Raw genomic sequence first — 18,703 nt, 5'->3', positions numbered from 1 at the left:
GTAATTGATGAGGGGGATGCGTATGAAAAGACAACCAACATTTTTAGAGGCAATCTCAACCATATTAGTAATGATTGTAATCGTAATTACTGGTTTTGTTGTTTTTGAAATTCCGATACAAGCATTGTTGATTCTATCTTCTGCATACGCAGCTTTGATAGCAAGACGAGTAGGTTTAAAGTGGCAAGACTTAGAGGAAGGTATAACGTATCGTTTGGCAACAGCGATGCCAGCCATTTTCATTATTTTATCAGTAGGTATTATCGTTGGAACATGGATGTTTTCAGGAACAGTTCCTGCATTAATTTACTATGGCTTAGAATTTTTAAATCCTAATTTATTTTTAGTATCAGCGTTTATTATTTGTGCTATTACTTCTGTAGCAACTGGTACAGCATGGGGGTCAGCATCTACAGCAGGTATTGCATTAATGGCTATTGCTACACAATTACATATTCCAGCAGGTATGGCTGCAGGCGCAATTATTGCAGGGGCAGTATTTGGAGATAAAATGTCGCCGTTGTCTGATACAACTAATTTAGCAGCATTAGTTACAAAAGTGAATATATTTTCGCATATTCGAGCAATGATATGGACGACGGTTCCTGCTTCGATTATCGGACTTATAGTTTGGTATATTGCTGGAAGACAATTTGGTGGTAATACGAATACATCAAATGTTAATGCGTTACTTAATGAACTATCCCAAATTTATAATATTAATATTTTCGTTTGGTTGCCATTAATCATTATTATCATATGTTTATTGATAAAAATATCAACAGTACCAGCAATGCTTATTTCGAGTTTAAGTGCCATTATTGTTGGTGTATTCAATAATGGGTTTAACGTGGTTGATGGATTCAAAGCGACATTTGACGGATTCAATAAAGGGATGGTGTCATCAAGTAATGGAGCATTAACTGATAGAGCGATTGGCCTGATTGAACAGGGTGGTATGATGAGCATGACTGAAATTGTCGTCACCATTTTTTGTGGTTATGCTTTTGCTGGTATTGTTGAAAAATCTGGTTGCTTAGATGTCATACTTAATAAAATTTCTAAAAACATCAATTCTGTCGGTCAGTTAATATTAGCTACAGTACTTGGTGGTATTATGATGGTACTTGCAGCAGGCGTAGCTTCCGTCGTAATTATTATGGTGGGTGTATTATTGATGGAAATGTATAATAAAATGGGACTAGATCGAACTAACTTATCTAGAACACTTGAAGATTCTGGTACTATGATCATTCCATTAATTCCTTGGGGGACATCAGGCATTTATTATACACAACAGTTAGGCGTAACTGTAGATCAATTCTTTATATGGACAGTTCCATGCTATTTATGTATTGTTTTTGCACTATTTTATGGTTTTAGCGGTATCGGTATTAAAAAAGTAAAAACTACAGAATGAAGCATTTTACAACATATTCTAAATCAAGATGGTTAGAATGTTTAATATTGAATTGCAGCATGTTAGAGAGGCTGGGGCAAATTTTTAATTGTCCCAGCTTAAATAATATAAATGCATGTGCATCAAGCTCAGGCGATTTTTTAGCAATTGCGACCTTAGTGATTTTTGTTGAGTTAGAACAACGAAATTTTTAAAATAAATTGTATTTCTGTTTCGCTACCTTATACTCGCGCTTTCTTTACGCTGCATAGTTCATTACTAATTAAATGCTATTTCACTATACTAATAAGATAGCACTTTTAACTAATATTCTTTTATAAATTTCAGATTAGAAGTTTAAAAAAATATAAATAGGATATATATAACTATGAATGAGGTGGAGTTTTGTTATACATAGTAATAATTGTAGCGATATTACTATTAGACATTGCAACTCATCAATATTTCAATATAGGTAAAAATTGTTAAATATACTTCCGTTATCTATTGTGCAATCGGTTTTGTTTTGTATATTGTAGCGATATTACATGACAAAATCGATTGATTAATGTAGCGAATGATTTTAGTTGTTATGGAAAATACAATATGACATTTAAGTGTATCACTTAAGTAATAACTTTCTATCACGGCAGCATAGATTAAATCATGCTTTTACTTAATAGGTAAGTTTGAATGAGGAAGTCATAAATATAAATACAGTAAGATATTGGTTAAATAATTGCTAAGTGGATATTATTATCAATAATCAGTATGTGCCGTTACTATCTTAATTGTTAATATAAAAAAAGACCAAATGCTAATAATAGCATTTGGTCTTTTTTATATCACTAATTAGTGAATGTAATTGTAACCTGAAGCTTCGCTTGCAGAGATAGTACGTGAAGTTACAACACCAGCACCTTGGCCGTAGTTCATTTCAGAAACGTTGATTGAACCGTCGCTGTTAACATTTTCAACGTATGCAACATGTCCCATAGCACCAGTTGAAGATTGTAAGATTGAACCTTGTGAAGGGTTGTTGTTTACTGTGTAACCTGAAGCTGCTGCTGCGCTAGCCCAGTTGTTAGCATTACCCCAAGTAGAACCGATTTTACCGCCAACTTTGTCGTATACATAGTATGTACATTGTCCAGCAGTGTATAAGTTGTTTGAAGAACCTGAAGTACTTGAAATTGAGTTTGAAGAACTTGATGGTGCACTAGTTGTACTAACTTTAACATTGCTGTTTGAAGTTGAGTGTGAAACTGCGCCACTTCCACCAGTACCTTGGTTGTTTGCTGTATATGATTGAGTCGAGTTCGTGTTGCTTGTAGCATATGAACTATTGTTATTGTAGTTATTGTAGCTATAACCACTGTTTGAGTGACCTTGGTCTGCTTGACTTGGGTTCCAGTTACCTTGCCAAGTGTAGTTGTAATTACCTTGTTGATCTATTGTATAAGAATAGCTATATGAAGTAGGGTCATTTGGATTATACCCACCATTATTGTTTTCTGCTGCGTCTGCTTCGTGTTGAGCTAAACCAAAAGTAGCGATTCCTGCAGTAGCGATTGTAGCTGTAGCGATTTTTTTCATTGTTAAATATCCTCCTAAGAATTGTAAATAAATATATCCCAGTCTCTAAACGACAATTTTTATAATTTTTTAATTCGCTGTTTTAACGACAAGCAATACTTTATCAGAAAAACTTACGTTTGTGTGGGTTGTTATCATTTTGTAATTTAGTTCTAATAATATATCGGTTTATGTAATAAAAGAAATATAAGTGTTGCGCGTTTTAAAGGCGTTGTTATAGCGTTTTCGTTTTGGTCGGTGTAACATTGCACTACACTTTATTACAACGATGTAAAATAACAGAAAATTTGAAACTCTAAAAAACAGGGGTATTTGATATTTAAAATATAAATAATTACTCTTACAAATTGTAGTGAATTATCTTATTTAAATTAAGCAAATTAATATTTTATTTACTATTCAAGCAACGATATTGACACCTTATAAAGAAGATATTAATATAGTAGTATAAAAATTATACTTATTTAGTGAGGTGAATAAATGAAAATTGAATTGGGTTTGACATCTTTTGCTGATAATAGTGATATATATATGGAAGATGGTTATCAACCTGCTATAAGTAATGCACAGAGAATTCGTAATATAATAGAAGAAATTGAAATAGCAGATCAATATGGACTTGATATTTATGGTCTAGGGGAACACCATAGACCTGATTATGCCGTATCAGATCCAGTCACTGTGTTAGCAGCTGCAGCAAGGAATACTGAGCATATTAAACTTAGTAGCGCAGTAACTGTACTCTCTTCTGACGATCCTGTACGTGTATATGAAAGATTTTCTACATTAGATGCAGTTTCGAATGGGCGTGCAGAAATTATGGTAGGTAGAGGGTCGTTTATTGAATCATTTCCACTATTTGGTTATGATTTGAAAAATTATGAGGAACTTTTCAATGAAAAGATTGAGTTATTAATGCAAATTAATAAGAAAGAAGTTGTAAATTGGGAAGGTCATATGAGACCATCAATTCATAATTTAGGTGTTTATCCAAGAACAGAAAGAGGTTCACTACCTATTACTATTGCTACTGGAGGTACACCTGAATCTTCTTTAAAAGCAGGAGCGTTAGGATTACCGATAACTTATGCTATAATAGGTGGCGATCCAAAAAGGTTTAGAAGAAATATAGATATGTATAAATCTATTGCTGAATCTTATGGGCATAATGTAAATGAACTACCAATAGCTACACATTCTTGGGGATACATTGCTGAAACTGATGAACAGGCAAAGCGAGCGTTCTTTCCATCGGTTAAGGCAAATCATGATATATTGGCAAAAGAACGTGGATGGCCAATGTATGATGAGAATAGTTTTGAGCGAGAAGCCGGACCTAATGGCGCACTATACGTAGGTAGCCCTGAAACGGTTGCTCAAAAAATAATTGAAACGATTGAAGCTTTGGGTATTACTCGCTTTATGTTGCATACCCCTGTTGGATCAATGCCACATGAAAATACAATTAACACAATTAAATTGTTGGCAGAGCGGGTAAAACCTATTGTAGATAAATATTTTGAAAACAAATAAAAGGAGATTTTGTAATGATATTACGTTATTTAACAAATTTAAAATTAGCTAAAGAATTATATGGTGCAGCAAAACCTAAACTTAAAGGTGACCAATCAATGAAAGATACATTTGTAGAGGTATTTAATTTACCTTCAAATGCAGTACCTTTAGCTGGTGCAGTAGAAGCATTAAGTGCAGTATTCTTCGTATTAAGTTTTGCTAGTAAAAGACTTTCTCGTGTTGCTTCACTATTAACAATTTCAGTTTTAGGTGTAGCTGCTTATAAACATTTTGAAGCTGGTCATGGTAAAGCAGGGGCTAAACACGCTTTAGATTTATCAGGTTTAGCAGCGTTAAGCTTCCTTGATACAATTGATTGTAAAAAAAAGTAAGTCATTCATTTAAATAGATTAATAAATAAAGCGTGTCACTTTGAAAGTGTCACTGTATAAATGACAAGCGCCGGGACATTTAAGAATGTTTCGGCTTTTATTATTTTAAAAAGCAGGATTCATAAACTGTTTTATTATATTTATATGTTATTTTGGATGACATGCTAGTAAAAATTATGAATTTTGAAGTTGCATGCCTCAATATTCGTTTATTGTTATATTGATAATAATTTAGAAAAGTTAAGAGGAAATGTTGTTTTGCATTTTACAAAGTCATCATTTGTTAAATGCAATGGATGAACATATTCTTTTTTTAGTAATAAAAAGAATGAATATCCAACTAAAATTTGAATTTGAAAAGTAAATACTAAAAAAATAGTAGTATTTTTTAATATTTCTTATACTTGGAGATATTGAATTAACGGAATGTAATAGTATAGAATTATTATATTAATATTGTTAGAAATCGCTTTGACATATTAACATCATGAAGAAACAAAAGGAGTGGTTTTATGATTGAACAAAATTTTAAAACACTGAATGAACTAATTACAACTTATCAAAAGGGCAAACATTTTTTCAAAACAACTAAAAAGCAACATAAGCTTAACTATGAAGAGATATTTATTTTAAACTATATCTTTAATTGTAAGGAAAATGAGATTACAGCAAAAGAAATAGCTAAGTATTCAGAGCTACAACCTTATTATTTAACGAAAGCTTTACAAAAATTGATTAAAATGGGGTATTTGAGCAAAAAGAGAAGTGAAATAGATGAACGAACAGTAGTTGTGCGTGTGAATGAAGTACAACGTGGTAAAATTAATGGGATAATTAAAACGTTACAACAAACATTGTGATGAATGATGAAGGTAGTGATAAAATAGAATTGTACATAAGTAAAAATAAAAAGAATATTCTGAATAATGTAAAATTATAATATTTATTATGTATTTAACTGATATTTATTTTTAGAAACAAATTAACTGTGTTATACTAATATTTGTTGAATGAAAGCGCATACAAAAAGCATACAAAACGACTGGGAAAGGTGTTAATATGAATTTACTAATCGGAGTCATATTTTTAGGGATTGTTTTATGTTTGTTTACATTATTCACTAGTAAAGCGCCTAATGGTGGTAAAGCGATGGGGGCACTTGCCAATGCTGCAATTGCATCATTTTTAGTTGAAGCATTTCATAAATATGTAGGCGGAGATTTGATTGGCATACCATTTTTAGGAGATTTAGGAGATGTTGCTGGTGGACTTGGTGGTGTTGCAGCTGCAGGTTTAGTTGCATTAGCAATGGGCGTGTCTCCTGTCTATGCATTCGTAATTGCTGTTGCTTGTGGCAATATGGATTTACTACCAGGATTCATTGCAGCTTATATCGCTAGTTTTGGTATGAAGTGGATGGAAGAAAAATTACCAGACGGACTCGATTTAATCGCAGCAATCATTGTTATTGCACCGATTACAAGATTAATTGCAATTGGTACTACGCCTTTGGTTGATGCTAGTTTGATTCAAATAGGTAATATTATTAAAGAATCAACTACATCAAGTCCGATATTAATGGGTATTGTTTTAGGTGGTATTATTACAGTGGTTGCGACTGCACCATTAAGTTCAATGGCATTGACCGCATTACTAGGGTTAACTGGTACGCCAATGGCTATAGGCGCATTAGCAGTATTTGGTTCTTCATTTATGAATTTCGTACTATTTAAGCGTATGAAGTTTGGAGATCGTAAAACAACGATTTCAGTAGCGATTGAACCGTTATCTCAAGCAGATATTGTAACTGCAAACCCAGTACCTGTATACATAACTAACTTTATGGGTGGTGCAATTTCTGGTGTGATTATAGCTATGTTTGGATTAGTTAATGACGCGACAGGAACTGCTACACCAATAGCTGGACTTATGGTTATGTTTGGATTTAATAACGCGTTAACTGTGATTACAGTCGCAGTTATGTGTGCTGTCAGCAGTGCAATTTGTGGATACTTAGGTTCACTTATATTTAAAAATTATCCAATTATCACGAAAGATGAATTACAAAATGGCACGATGCCTAAAAAGGTCAAAAAATATTATAAATTGAAAAAGCAATATGCTAAAAGTTTAGCTTTATAAAATTTTGTGAGTGAAATGTTGGCTAATTTAAAAAGGATAGAGACAATAAGATCTATTTACAAATGTTTCATTTTTGTCATATTCCTACATATATTAAATGTACAAAAAGTATTAAAAAACAAAGGATACATAGTTCAAGATGAAAAAGCTTGATAATGTATCCTTTGTTTTTTTATGAGTGAAACGAATCAGCATTGAATATTGTTAATTTTGGTAAGTTAAATAATCTAGTGACAGAATAAAACTCTCAAAAAATCAAAAATGTTGGCGAAGTTAAAGGCAATGGTCAAAGCTGTATCACTTTTGTAATGAGATATTATCCATACATTAAAGCTATTTAACAGCCTATTAACCTATATTAAGTTGTACGCGTATTTAAATAATGTGTTGTTCTATATTCCATTTTTGAAAAAAAGAACTCTAATAAAATCGCTAATAACCAATAAAACGCTGCAGCAACTGAATAAACTGTTATAAATCTATAGCCTTCATTAGCAATGACATGACTTACTGCCATAATTTCAGTGACTTGTACGGCAAATGCGAGTGAGGTACCTTTTATTAGCATAATAAATTGATTTTCTATATTAGGCAGGGCATACGCAAAAGCTTGAGGCAAAACGATTTCTTTATAAATGTGAAATCTTGAAAGACCTACGCTTTGAGCTGCTTCTATTTGAGCAAATTCTACCGACTGTAATCCACTTTTTATTGATTCAGATAGATAAGCTATCGCATGTAATGAAAATACAATAAAAGCAATAATTAAAGGTGAAAAAATATCTGGATTAATATGCCATTTGAATTGATCATTTAAAAATATAATAAATGTAGGTAATCCATAATATAAAATAAACAACTGAACGATTAATGGCGTACTTCTGAAAAATGAATTGTAGACAATGATCAATTGTGATAGTACGGGCATGCGTTTTAAACGAATCAGTGCAAAGCATAATCCTACAATTAGACCTACGATTATGGCAACAATAGAAATCATTATTGTATTAGGAACACCTTTAAGCACTTCAGTTATTGTATATAAAACAAAGTCCAAATGAATATCCTCCTTAAATGCGGTATGGTTTTTGTGCACGTTTATCTATTAAAGTAAATGTGCCTTGTATAATTAAAGCGATAATCCAATAGATGATTGAAATGACAATATAAACTTCTAACATGCCTAAACCATAATTATTCCCGATAATCAATTTAACTTGTCCCATCATGTCAATGATGCCTATAGTAAAAGCTAATGAAGTATCTTTAACTAATTCGATAATTTGCGTTGTTAAATTTGGAATACTATTTCTTAAAGCCTGTGGGACGATTATTTCTTTTAGTATTCTTGGGTAGGATAGGCCGATTGATAAACCGGCTTCTATTTGATGATAGTCTACAGATTGATACCCAGCACGTATTATTTCTGATAAATAAGCTCCAGTATGTAACGTGAAGGCTAAGATAACGAAAAATAATCTACTAAAATGATTAATATCTATATGAATCAATAACAATAATTGTGGTAATGCAAAGTAAACTAAAAATAGTTGTAAAAGTAGTGGCGTGCTACGTATGAAAGATAAATAAATTCTTACAATTGGTGAAAGTACCTTCATCTGTTTAATGCGAATAAGCGCTAATATAAAACCTAGCATTAACGCACATATTAATGATGTAACAATCATTAACAGAGTTAATGGCAATTGCTGTAATACTTGTCCAAACAAATCTAACCAATTTACAGATTGCATTATCATTGCACCTCCAATTGCGATTTTTTGTCATTAATTTCATCTAAGTCATCGAATACATTAATATCAAAATATTTTTCTGAAAGTGCTTGTAATTTACCTTCTTTTTTAAGTTCTAATGTCGCTTGATCAATGTCATTATGTAATTTTTGATGTTTTTTATTATAAACGATATGTAGTGGCTCTTTTTTGACAATGCCACCAATTTTAACATCTTCTTTGACTTGTGTTTGAATAGCTTTATAAGTGTTCCAGTTTAATAACATAACGTCACGTCGCTGTTGGCTGACCATTTTTAAGTTGTCTCCATTTGAAGGTTCTTGAATCGTATTAATATTGATTTTTGGTGAATTATTTTTGTTGTACTGAGATAAGATGGAATATAGTCCGCCACTAGGCGCCATGGGTGTCAATGATTTTCCAGGTAAATCATCTAAACTGTGTATATCCGTATTGTTACGATTGACTACTAACATAGGCAACGCATAACTATAGGGCACATCTTGGTACAGAAATTGTTTTTCACGTTCGGGTGTTTTGAAAAACCAGTTAATTCCCATATCAAATTTACCAGCACCAATACCAACTAAATTTGATTCTTCTTCACCTACTTCATATTTAAAATCGTATTGTGGTAACTTTTTTTCGATTAATTTCATATAGTCCATATCGAGCCCTACAAACTCATTTTGCTTATTGGTATACAAGTAGGGTGGGTTGACCTCTGCTGACAGTGCTACTTTAACTTCTTTTTTGTGAGATTCCTTATTTGAATTATCATTTTGAGTACAAGCAGTTAATACGAAAAGGGATGAAAGAATCATGGCGGTAATAAATATTTTTTTTAATATCATTGTTTATCACGCTCCGTGCTTACTTTATTTAAGAAGCGATTTATTCTTTCTGAGTTATTATGATCTAATACTTCTTGAGGTGTACCATGATGAATAATTTGACCATCATCAATAAATATCATTTGATCGGCAATAGCTTTAGCAAATTCAATTTCATGTGTTACTAAAACCATCGTCATACCTTCTTGTGCAATAGACTTAATGAGTGATAGTACACCTTGTATAGATTCTGGGTCTAATGCAGAAGTTGGTTCATCCAGCAGTAATACATCCGGATTAAGAGCAAGAGCACGAATGATACCAATGCGTTGACTTTGACCGCCAGACAATTGAATTGGGTATTTATCTTTTTGACTTGCTAAATTAACACGTTCTAAATAGGAGAGCGCTATTTCTTTTGCTTGAGATGTACTGTGATTTTTACCATGTATTAAACCGACAGTTATATTTTCTAAGATAGTTTTATTCTTAAATAAATTATAGTTTTGGAAGACCATTGCAGATTTTTGTCGTAATTTTGCAATGTCTTTTTTAGTATGTTTAGAAGTATTAAATGTTTCATTGCCAATAGTAATGGTGCCAGATTCTGGTAGTGCTAATGCATTTAAAGTCCTTAACAGCGTTGTTTTACCAGAGCCACTTGGCCCAATAATTGCAGTTACAGTTCCTTGTTCTTGGTTAAAACTTACGTCATTGAGTATCGTATTTTCATTATATTTATGTATAAGATGTTTAACGTTAATCATTCAATTTCCCCCAATATTTCATTAAGTATAAACTATCATAATAAATCTTATCGGTAAAGTAAGGTTTTTGTGCTTGAAAAGCTTTATTTCAAGCATGGCGAGTGTTAAACTTGTATTTAATAAGGAAAAAGTGATGAACGGGGTGAAGGAAATGAATACGTCCGCATTAATACATACGGAGATTCAAGAAAAATGGATTGCTAAATTAGATACTATAAAAGACGATTTTAGAGCGAAAGCTGAATATAATGACATACATTCACATTTTCCCTATGAAAATATTGAATGGCTTGTAAATGAAGGTTACACATTGCTAACGTTACCTAAAGCATATGGTGGCGAAGGCGCGACTATTGAAGATATGGTGATACTTCAAAGTTATTTGGGATCAATCGATGGTGCAACTGCTTTATCAATAGGCTGGCATTTGAGTGTCATTGGACAATTATATGAACAACAAATGTGGGAACACGATATGCTTGATCAATTTGCTGAAGCAGTGAAACAAGGGGCATTGGTGAATAGGGCCGTTAGTGAAGCGGAAACTGGTAGCCCAACGCGTGGAGGTAGACCTGCAACAAACGCAGTAAAAGTAGATGGCGGCTTTGTACTTAATGGGGTAAAAACATTTACTTCTATGAGCAAAGGGCTTACACATTTTGTAGTAAGTGCTTATTACGAAGCAATTGACCAAGTAGGTTTTTTCTTAGTGACAAAGGATACTCAGGGTGTGGAGATAGCTGATAATTGGAATATGGTAGGTATGCGTGCAACAGAAAGTCATGACCTTGTATTAAATGATGTATATTTACCAGAAGAAAATTTTGTTGAAATAAGGGGTGCTGGTGGTAAAAAGCCAAATGGCTGGATATTACACATACCAAGTGTTTACTTAGGTATCGCTCAAGCAGCACGAGATTACGCAGTAGACTTTGCCAAAACATACAGTCCGAATAGTATAGAGGGAACTATTGGTGATTTACCTACTGTCCAACAAAATATTGGGAAAATGGAAACACTTTTATTATCTGCGCGTCATTTTTTATGGAGTACAGCTGCTTTATATAATGATGAAGCTTCTGAAAAAGTGAAATGGAATGAAACGTCTGCCAGTAAAGTAATGGTAATGAACCAAGGTTTAGAAGTTATAGATATTGCCATGCGAATTGTAGGCGCGAAAAGTCTTGAAATGGAACGTCCTTTACAACGTTTTTATAGAGACATGCGCGCAGGTTTGCACAATCCGCCTATGGAAGACATGGCATATACAAATATTGCACACAGTGTATTAGATCATTTTTAAATATTAAGAGCAATACAATAACCATGCATTTAGACAATTTGTCTGAATGCATTTTTTAATAATTAAAAAAATAAAAAATTCACTTGTTTGCTATTGTAAAATTACTAGACTCATTATATAATCAATTGGTACTGATAATCATTTTCATTGGAGGAGAATTATGAAAAAATTATTGTTTCCGTTACTTGTTTTAGTACTCATTTTAGCTGCATGTGGTAATAAATCAGATAGTGACAAAAAAGAAGCAACAAAATCTTATAAATTAGATAGTGGGAAAAGCATAGATATACCTAAAAAACCTGAAAGAATAGCAGTTGTAGCACCTACATATGCAGGGGGGATTAAATATCTTGGTGGTAATATTGTAGCTGTCAACGAACAAGTAGATAGTAGTAAATTACTGAAAGATAAGTTTAAAGGTGTAGAAAAAATTGGGGAAAATGATGTAGAAAAGGTAGCAAAAGCAAAGCCCGACTTAATTGTTGTTTATTCTACGGATAAAAACATTAAAAAATATAATAAAATTGCACCAACTGTTGTTTATGACTATGGGAAGCATAAATATTTAGATCAACAAAGGGAATTAGGTAAATTACTTGGTAAAGAAGATAAAGTAGCTTCTTGGGAAAAAGAATGGAAAGCTCAAACTAAAAAAGATGGACAAGAAATCAAAGATAAAATTGGTGAAGATGCAACAGTTTCTATTTTTGATGAATTTGATAAAAAATTATACAGCTACGGACCCAATTGGGGACGTGGTGGTGAAGTATTATATCAAGCATTTGGTCTAAAAATGCCAGACAAATTAAATGACTTAGTTAAAAAAGAAGGCTGGGCAGAAGTGAAGCAAGAGAAGATTGCAGATTATGCAGGTGATTATATTGTTTCAACAAGTGAAGGTAAATCAAAACCAGCTTATGAAAAAACAGATTTATGGCAAAATATACCAGCTGTTCAAAAAGATCAAGTGATTCAAGTTCAAGCAGAAACATATTGGTATAATGATCCTTATACTTTAGAATATATGAGAAAAGATTTAAAAGAAAAATTTTTAAATAAATAGAAATTCAAGTTCTTTAAATGTATAAGATAGTAAATTTAATAACTAATTAGTCTCTAAGGGGCGAGCATGTGAATTCAAAAGTAATGTTTTGACTTCTAACTCGTCCCTTAAATTATGACTTCTTAAATGTAAACTACCAGTTTTTATTAGTTTACATTTGTGGTATAATTTTTTTCATTGAAGGGGGAATCACTTTGACTACAAAATATTTAGTATATACAGCTTTGATGACGGCAATTATAGCTGTTCTAGGTTTTGTGCCTGCCATCCCATTGCCTGTCATGCCTGTGCCAATTGTATTACAGAACATTGGGCTATTTCTAGCGGCAATTTTGCTTGGTCGTAAATATGGTACGTTGAGTGTCATTGTCTTATTATTGCTAGTAGCTACAGGGTTGCCATTATTATCAGGTGGTCGCGGAGGCATCGGTGTATTTGCTGGACCATCAGCAGGATTTTTATTGATGTATCCAGTTGTTACATATCTTATTGGCTTGGTAAGAGACTTATATTTTAAAAAAATTAATTTTGTTGTACTATTAATTACAACAATCGTTTTTGGTGTCTTATTATTAGATATCACAGGTACCATTATAATGGGGTTAATAACTAATTTACCTGTCACGAAATCTGTTACGTTATCATTATTATTTATGCCTGCTGATATTCTGAAAGCGATTGTCGCAAGTTTAATTGGAAATATTATGTTGAATCATAGTCAATTTAAACAGTTATTAAAATAAACTTTTAGACATTCAATTAGATAAGCATTGATGAGGCAGAAGAAGATAGGGTGAAGGTTCATGACAATTTCGATGGCAAACATATTTCAAGAGGGTAAAATTTTTTCTAATGATCAGATTAAAACAATTTATTTAACACCTGAAGCACCTTTAGTGTATGACGCGAATAAATGGGTGTATAAAGAAATGCCTGCGATCAAGGATTGGAAACAACATATGGAAATGCAACAAAGTTTACATAGACAACAATATTCCGACCATTTAGCATTTACTTTTCCAGAAAATACACCGTTAAGCCAAGCTTGGTTAGATGAAATTAAAGCTTGTGGTTTCGAACTAGGGTGTATGGAGCTTTATGCAATTGAATCACAGAATATTCGTAGAAGCCATAATAATCACGTTGAAGTCAAATTTGTCACGAATCAAAACTTAGAAGATTATATTGCAATCTATCGACAGTTTTCAGAACCTTTTGGGCTTGAATATACAGAAGAAAGTATACAAGTAATACGTAATCAATTTCAAAGTGAAAGTAAATCACGTATTATTGCCTATGAGCAACACACACCAGTAGGAATTTTAGATTTAATAATGACTGATAAAACAGTTGAAATAGATGGTTTTGGTGTGTTGGAAGATTTTCAAAGACGAGGGATAGGTCAAACCATGCAATCATTTGTAGCTGATGTCTCGGATGATAAAGTAATTATACTTATCGCTGATGGTGAGGATAGTGCAAAACATATGTATATCAAACAAGGATACATTTTTATCAGTTATTGCTATCAAATATTGAAAGAACAAGCTTAAATATCAATACGAAGCGATCCTAAGACATTCAGCTATGTCCTAGGATCGCTTCATATTTATTAGTGGATTATTTATTTATACGCTCTATTTGTACACGTTCAGGGTGGCTATATATATTGAAATTTCCATCTCTAATAAACCCAACTGCAGTAATATTTAAGTCTTCAGCTAGTGTAACAGCTAATGTAGTCGGGGCAGATTTCGAAAGTATAACACCTACGCCTATTTTAGCGGCTTTAATTAGTATTTCAGAGGAAATACGACCACTGAAAATTAGCACTTTATTTCGCACAGGAATGTGTCTTTGAATACAATAACCATAAAGTTTATCGAGTGCATTATGACGACCAATATCTTGACGATGTTCGAAGAAAGCCTCTCCGTCACTAATAGCTGCATTATGAAGGCCGCCAGTTTGTTTGAAAACGGCACTTGCACTTTGTAAACGTGTCATCATGTTTAGAATTTGTTTTGGGCTAATAACAATTTTTGACATAGAAGTTTTTGCTACAGCAGCATCATTTTGAAAATAAAACTCTCTACTCTTACCACAACATGAGGCAATCATCCGTTTAGTTGAATATTCAAAACGTTCGCCTAATGATCTTGTTAATTCGACGTGAGCAAAGCCTTTACTATCATCTATTTGCACTGATTTTAAGTCATCACTTTTTAGAATAGCCCCTTCAGACGCTAGAAAACCAAGCACAAGTTCCTCCATATGGTTAGGACTACAGATTATGGTAGCAAATTCTTCTCCATTAACCATAATTGTTAAAGGGAATTCGGTTACATAGTGATCTGTTTTATCAATAAGTTCACCATTTTCGTATCGTACGATTGGTTGATTGGTTAAAACGTCTTCATTCATTCGTACACCTCTTTTCGTATTCACTTTATATTTTAGCGCATTTTTAATTATAAAAAAATAATTCGGTTTTACTCATGTAAATTAATATACATCTATGTAGTGTTTAAATCATAACTAGGCATAGTCAAGATTGATTTACGAACCTAATGAAAGTAAACTTGGGGTAAACAGATTAAGAGGTGATTTTGACATGGTTAGTATAAGAGATATTGCACATTTAGCAGAAGTTAGCCCAGGAACTGTATCCAGAGTATTGAATAATGACCCAACGCTTTCGGTATCGAAAAATACTAGAGAACGTATCCATCAAATTGCGAAAGAGAAACAATATCACAAGTCAACAAGGAAAAATAAAAGTATTCAAATCATTACTTATGCGTCAAGAGCTAAAGAAATGTCAGATCCTTATTATAGAGAAATTAGATTGGCAATTGAAGCGGAAGTTAAACGTTTAAATCTGTCGTTAAAGCGAACAATACGTATTGATGGTAACCAAAATAATAATGAGTTAAATACAATAGAAAAGGCAGGCGCAATAATAGTTATAGGTAACTTTTCTGTTGATGCGCTACACAAACTCCAATCTTATAACCCTAATATGGTAGTAATTAATAACCCCCATGTCCCTAAATCTATAGATGCTGTATATTCAGATCTTCATTATGCTATGACTCACTTGCTAGACAAGATAAAGAGTTTAGGTTTAACACGCATAGCATACATAGGCGGGTATCATACAATAAGAGATTTAGATGGCACACCAACTTCAAATGCAACTGATGTAAGGTATAAAGCTTACCAAACTTGGTGTGAAAGACATCAATTAGAAACGATAGCATTGCTTAATGGATGGAAAAAAGAACACGGTGAGCTAGCGGTTAAAACACTTATCGAGCACAAACAATCGCTCCCACAAGTGTTTGTTGCAGGAAATGACATGGTCGCAATAGGTATTTTACAGCTAATTCAAGAGAATAAAATTGCAATACCAGAGAAGGTAAAGTTAATTAGTTTTAATGATTTAGAAGTTATCCAATATGCTGTGCCTTCTATTAGTAGTGTACATATTCCTGTAGATGAATTTGGTAGAACGGCAGTAAGGATGGCAGAAGAACGTATTAATCAAACAAGAAAGCTTGCTATCCATATAGTAGTAGAAGCACCATTGAAATCTCGGAATACTTTTAAAGTTTAAGTGAAGTATATTACATTGACAAAACTTTTAGTAAACAAGTAAACTTTATTTGTGTTTACTAATAAAAAGAAGAAAAGAATTAATCACTTTGCATTTAATGTAGATAAAAAGGAGTGGGAATCTTATGTTACAAGCAATGCGCGAAAAGTTTGAAACGTTATTTGGTGTAGAAGCTGAAGTCAGTGCCTTTGCCCCTGGGAGAATCAATTTAATTGGGGAACACACTGATTATAATGGGGGGTATGTTTTTCCAGCGGCAATAGAATTAGGAACTTATGGATTAGCAACTAAAAGAGAAGACCGTAAAATTCAACTTTACTCTAATAATTTTGAAGAAAAAGGTATTATCACCTTCACTTTAGATGATTTAATATTTAACCAAGATGATGACTGGGCAAACTATCCTAAAGGCGTCGTAAAGTATTTAACTGAAACATTCGATGAAATTGACCACGGATTTAATATTTTAGTCGAAGGTAACATTCCAAATGGAGCCAGCTTGTCGTCGTCTGCTTCAATCGAAATCCTTACAGGTTGGTTATTAAAAGATTTATTTGATTTAGAATTAGAACATCTGCAGCTTATTAAAATAGGTCAAGTTGTTGAAAATGAATTTATGGGTGTAAATTCAGGCATTATGGATCAATTTATTATTGGTATGGGGAAAGCAAATCATGCCATATTACTTGATACTGCGACGTTGGATTTTGAATACGTTCCAGCTAAATTTGGAGATTATGTGATTTCTATAATGAATACGAATAAACGTCGTTCATTGACTGAAAGCAAATATAATGAGCGCAGAGCAGAATGTGAATCTGCACTTGCTGACTTAAAACAAGCATTGAATATAGAAGCGCTAGGTGAACTGACGTTAACTGAATTTGACCAAAACAAGCATCTTATTAAAGATGAAGTATCACGCCGTAGAGCTAAGCATGCTGTATCAGAAAATGAACGTACAAAACTTGCGCGTAAAGTACTTGCTGAAAATGATTTTGACCAGTTTGGCAAACTACTTAATATGTCGCATGCTTCATTGAAAGAAGATTATGAAGTTACAGGAATTGAATTGGATACATTAGCTGAAACAGCTCAACAAGTTAATGGTGTATTAGGGGCGAGAATGACAGGTGCAGGATTTGCAGGTTGTGCGATTGCCTTAGTGCATAAAGACAGTATCGAGCGATTAGAACATGAAGTTTCTCAAATGTATATAGAAAAAATTGGTTATGCCCCTTCGTTTTACCACGTAGGTATTAGCGGTGGCGTAACATCTTTATAAGTGATACAAAATAAATGAAGGAAGGTTTTTATATGTCTGTTTTAGTGTTGGGTGGGGCAGGTTATATAGGCAGCCATGCCGTAGATCAATTGATTGAGAAAGGTTATAAAGTTGTAGTTGTAGACAATTTAGGAACGGGACATAGAGAGGCGGTACATCAAGATGCAAGTTTCTATGAAGGTGATATTCGTGACAAAGCATTTTTAGACCGTGTTTTTACAAATGAACAAATTGAAGGTGTTTTTCACTTTTGTGCATACTCGTTAGTTGGAGAATCTGTAGAAAAACCATTAGCCTATTTCAATAATAATGTATATGGTTTACAAGTACTATTAGAGGTAATGTATGCGCACCAAGTAAAACATATTATATTCTCGTCAACGGCAGCTGTATATGGGGAGCCCGATACAGTTCCAATAACTGAAGAAGATTCTAAAATACCAACGAGCCCATACGGCGAAAGCAAATTAATGATGGAGAAAATGATGCATTGGAGCCATAATGCTTATGGTGTAAACTATGCTGCACTGCGTTACTTTAATGTTGCTGGTGCTAAACAAGGTGGATGGATAGGTGAAGACCATCGTCCTGAAACGCATTTAATTCCTATTGTATTACAAGTAGCTTTAGGACAACGTGATGCTTTAATTATTTTTGGTGACGATTATGATACTGAAGATGGTTCTTGTATACGCGATTATTTACATGTTGTAGATTTAATTGATGCACATATTTTAGCTTATCAGTATTTACAAAACGGAGGCACATCGGGTGCATTTAACCTAGGTAGTAGTCAAGGCTACTCTGTTTTTGAAATTTTAGAAGCTGCACGTAAAGTAACGAAAGAACCAATTAAGGCTGAAGTTGGTCCAAGAAGAGCTGGGGATCCAAGTAAGTTAGTTGCGGCAAGTGACAAGGCACAATCTGTCTTGGGGTGGAAACCGCAACATGATAATATTCATGAAATCATTGATTCAGCATGGCAATGGCACCATCAGCATCCTGATGGTTATCAACAAAGTATGGAGGGATAAC

Annotated in this window: 18 protein-coding genes; 12 read left to right on the top strand and 6 right to left on the bottom strand. The window is 33.2% G+C overall.

The window, feature by feature from the left end; genetic code table 11:
- Positions 1-22: 22 nt before the first annotated feature.
- The gene (gene nhaC / locus D9V42_RS10875; RefSeq protein WP_107556149.1) at positions 23-1,420 is read left to right on the top strand and encodes a Na+/H+ antiporter NhaC; all 1,398 of its coding nucleotides are present in this window, start codon (positions 23-25) and stop codon (positions 1,418-1,420) included.
- 831 nt (positions 1,421-2,251) lie between these two features.
- Here nhaC and D9V42_RS10870 read toward each other — a convergent pair.
- Positions 2,252-2,995, bottom strand: coding sequence for a CHAP domain-containing protein (locus D9V42_RS10870; RefSeq protein ID WP_107556150.1), 744 nt, complete (start codon positions 2,993-2,995; stop codon positions 2,252-2,254).
- Positions 2,996-3,475: 480 nt separating this feature from the next.
- On the opposite strand from D9V42_RS10870, the gene D9V42_RS10865 reads away from it, so the two are divergent.
- From D9V42_RS10865 to D9V42_RS10850, 4 genes are all read left to right on the top strand, one after another.
- On the top strand, positions 3,476-4,528 hold the full coding sequence (locus D9V42_RS10865; protein ID WP_107531119.1) for an LLM class flavin-dependent oxidoreductase: 1,053 nt from the start codon (positions 3,476-3,478) through the stop codon (positions 4,526-4,528).
- 14 nt (positions 4,529-4,542) lie between these two features.
- Entirely contained in the window at positions 4,543-4,902 is a 360-nt protein-coding gene (locus tag D9V42_RS10860; RefSeq protein ID WP_029378475.1) for a DoxX family protein, read from the top strand.
- Between the two features lie 512 nt (positions 4,903-5,414).
- On the top strand, positions 5,415-5,762 hold the full coding sequence (locus D9V42_RS10855; protein ID WP_122064924.1) for a transcriptional regulator, SarA/Rot family: 348 nt from the start codon (positions 5,415-5,417) through the stop codon (positions 5,760-5,762).
- 199 nt (positions 5,763-5,961) lie between these two features.
- The gene (locus tag D9V42_RS10850; protein ID WP_107555563.1) at positions 5,962-7,044 is read left to right on the top strand and encodes a PTS sugar transporter subunit IIC; all 1,083 of its coding nucleotides are present in this window, start codon (positions 5,962-5,964) and stop codon (positions 7,042-7,044) included.
- 358 nt (positions 7,045-7,402) lie between these two features.
- On the opposite strand, the gene D9V42_RS10845 is transcribed toward D9V42_RS10850, so the two are convergent.
- Genes D9V42_RS10845 through D9V42_RS10830 form a run of 4 tightly spaced genes read right to left on the bottom strand, consistent with a single transcriptional unit; the run spans position 7,403 to position 10,398 of the window.
- On the bottom strand, positions 7,403-8,101 hold the full coding sequence (locus tag D9V42_RS10845; RefSeq protein WP_107555562.1) for an amino acid ABC transporter permease: 699 nt from the start codon (positions 8,099-8,101) through the stop codon (positions 7,403-7,405).
- 13 nt (positions 8,102-8,114) lie between these two features.
- A complete protein-coding gene (locus tag D9V42_RS10840; protein ID WP_122064922.1) occupies positions 8,115-8,798 on the bottom strand; it encodes an amino acid ABC transporter permease in 684 nt (227 codons plus the stop codon).
- Between the two features lie 2 nt (positions 8,799-8,800).
- Positions 8,801-9,652, bottom strand: a complete 852-nt coding sequence (locus tag D9V42_RS10835; RefSeq protein WP_122064920.1) for an amino acid ABC transporter substrate-binding protein — start codon at positions 9,650-9,652, stop codon at positions 8,801-8,803.
- On the bottom strand, positions 9,649-10,398 hold the full coding sequence (locus D9V42_RS10830; RefSeq protein ID WP_107555559.1) for an amino acid ABC transporter ATP-binding protein: 750 nt from the start codon (positions 10,396-10,398) through the stop codon (positions 9,649-9,651). Before D9V42_RS10830 ends, D9V42_RS10835 begins: the two co-directional genes overlap by 4 nt.
- Before the next feature lie 151 nt (positions 10,399-10,549).
- Here D9V42_RS10830 and D9V42_RS10825 point away from each other — a divergent pair, with 151 nt between their 5' ends.
- The 4 genes from D9V42_RS10825 to D9V42_RS10810 all read left to right on the top strand — a co-directional run bounded on the left by D9V42_RS10825 (position 10,550) and on the right by D9V42_RS10810 (position 14,317).
- The gene (locus D9V42_RS10825) at positions 10,550-11,701 is read left to right on the top strand and encodes an acyl-CoA dehydrogenase family protein (protein WP_122064918.1); all 1,152 of its coding nucleotides are present in this window, start codon (positions 10,550-10,552) and stop codon (positions 11,699-11,701) included.
- A 160-nt stretch (positions 11,702-11,861) separates the two neighbouring features.
- Positions 11,862-12,764: an ABC transporter substrate-binding protein gene (locus D9V42_RS10820; RefSeq protein WP_107555557.1), complete on the top strand. Its 903-nt coding sequence runs from the start codon at positions 11,862-11,864 to the stop codon at positions 12,762-12,764.
- Positions 12,765-12,958: 194 nt separating this feature from the next.
- Positions 12,959-13,507, top strand: a complete 549-nt coding sequence (locus D9V42_RS10815; RefSeq protein WP_122064916.1) for a biotin transporter BioY — start codon at positions 12,959-12,961, stop codon at positions 13,505-13,507.
- A 72-nt stretch (positions 13,508-13,579) separates the two neighbouring features.
- Positions 13,580-14,317: a GNAT family N-acetyltransferase gene (locus D9V42_RS10810; protein ID WP_122064946.1), complete on the top strand. Its 738-nt coding sequence runs from the start codon at positions 13,580-13,582 to the stop codon at positions 14,315-14,317.
- Between the two features lie 67 nt (positions 14,318-14,384).
- On the opposite strand, the gene fdhD is transcribed toward D9V42_RS10810, so the two are convergent.
- Complete coding sequence (gene fdhD / locus D9V42_RS10805; RefSeq protein ID WP_107555555.1) at positions 14,385-15,188, bottom strand: formate dehydrogenase accessory sulfurtransferase FdhD; 804 nt, start codon at positions 15,186-15,188, stop codon at positions 14,385-14,387.
- Positions 15,189-15,378: 190 nt separating this feature from the next.
- On the opposite strand from fdhD, the gene D9V42_RS10800 reads away from it, so the two are divergent.
- From D9V42_RS10800 to galE, 3 genes are all read left to right on the top strand, one after another.
- The gene (locus tag D9V42_RS10800) at positions 15,379-16,383 is read left to right on the top strand and encodes a LacI family DNA-binding transcriptional regulator (RefSeq protein WP_122064914.1); all 1,005 of its coding nucleotides are present in this window, start codon (positions 15,379-15,381) and stop codon (positions 16,381-16,383) included.
- Positions 16,384-16,507: 124 nt separating this feature from the next.
- Positions 16,508-17,668, top strand: a complete 1,161-nt coding sequence (locus tag D9V42_RS10795) for a galactokinase (RefSeq protein ID WP_122064912.1) — start codon at positions 16,508-16,510, stop codon at positions 17,666-17,668.
- A gap of 32 nt (positions 17,669-17,700) precedes the next feature.
- The gene (gene galE, locus D9V42_RS10790) at positions 17,701-18,702 is read left to right on the top strand and encodes a UDP-glucose 4-epimerase GalE (protein WP_122064910.1); all 1,002 of its coding nucleotides are present in this window, start codon (positions 17,701-17,703) and stop codon (positions 18,700-18,702) included.
- The last annotated feature ends 1 nt before the right edge of the window (position 18,703 follow it).

It is taken from the genome of Staphylococcus pseudoxylosus (assembly GCF_003697915.1).
Taxonomy (GTDB): domain Bacteria; phylum Bacillota; class Bacilli; order Staphylococcales; family Staphylococcaceae; genus Staphylococcus; species Staphylococcus pseudoxylosus.
The sequence above is the reverse complement of the archived record's forward strand: the minus strand, read 5'-3'. Positions and strand labels throughout refer to the sequence as shown.